General features: G+C 39.6%; 1 protein-coding gene. It reads right to left on the reverse strand.

What is annotated here, in order from left to right:
* Positions 1 to 81: 81 nt before the first annotated feature.
* Positions 82 to 918, reverse strand: a complete 837-nt coding sequence (locus tag KIV41_RS24325; protein ID WP_285337828.1) for a hypothetical protein — start codon at positions 916 to 918, stop codon at positions 82 to 84.
* Positions 919 to 1,217: the final 299 nt, after the last annotated feature.

Here is a 1,217-nt window from a genome sequence, read left to right on the forward strand (position 1 = left end):
GCATTAAGGTGTGAGCGGCGCTTGGCTATACTTGAGCGAAGCGAAACTGCCAAGCGTTGCGAATCACTCTTAAATGCTTTGTTAGCAGTTTTGTGGTTGAAGACCGTATCGTTCTCCAACAATACATACAGCATCGTAAAAAGACATTGTTTCAATACCATTTTCACGGTCTAAAAAAACCACATGTCCTTGTCGATGATTACCTTCATTTGGGAAGTCATCCATTTGGGCATCAACATCTACCGCACCAAGAAATTTCCCTAGAATTGAGACCGCAACGACAAAACCATCTTGATGCTGCATGAGCGTAACTGTCGAGCATGACTTTAGCTCACCAATTTCTTTAAACATTAGATAATCGCCAATGTCTTTCTCTTCATGCTGAAACCTGTCGATAAAACGAAGTCGGCTAGAGGACAACACTTTTTCTTGTTTTTTTGGCTCTATGTTTACTAAATCTTGTAAAGACGTAATATCGGCATTGTTTTTAAAAATGTCGCCATAAACGTAATAACCCGCAGCTAAAGCGACTTTAGCAACAAACAATAATGGTGGAATAATATCTACTTTAAGTTGGATCTCACCTTTTTTACCCGCAAGTGAGGATGTATCGACAGTTGTTTTCGTTTTGGGACACCAATGCTCCGTTTCTCCTGGTGCATTGAACCTAATCTGAAGAGGTTGTTTTTCATCACCAACTTTTACATTTTTCCAAACTGGTTGTGCTAATTTACCACTGTGCCCTTTAACCTGAGCATTTTTTCTGTCTAGAGCAATAAATGGATCATTTGACACTTTCCCATCTATTTTGGAACCAACTTTTTTATTTATCTCTTTTCCAACAGGAATTTCAAAACCATCCATTCCTCCCATAGATAAAGGAATTATATGCTCTCTACTAATATCAGCACTACTCATGAGCTGATTACTATAAATACAATAGACTGCCAATCTAACCTCCTGCGTAAACTGCTAACGCCCTGTTAAGGGGTGAGCAACGCAATACAAAAGCCGCCGCATACCACCTTAAACACTAAAACCACCGCATAGTGAAAATGCCACGCGTTGCGAATCCCTCTTGAACAGTTTGTTATGCCTGTGCTTACAGCTTCCCTAAAAACTCTTCTTCGGTAACTCCAATGATAAGTTCTTCGCTTTGATCACCAAGCACTCTAGTTATTGTTTTTTCGAAGTTACTCATGACTTGCTTATCTTCA

The organism is Vibrio sp. D401a (assembly GCF_030248515.1).
Lineage (GTDB): Bacteria > Pseudomonadota > Gammaproteobacteria > Enterobacterales > Vibrionaceae > Vibrio > Vibrio rotiferianus.

Excerpts from the sequence above, each read along its gene's own strand:
- KIV41_RS24325 (WP_285337828.1), bottom strand. The coding sequence starts at position 918 with ATGAGTAGTGCTGATATTAGTAGAGAGCATATAATTCCTTTATCTATG.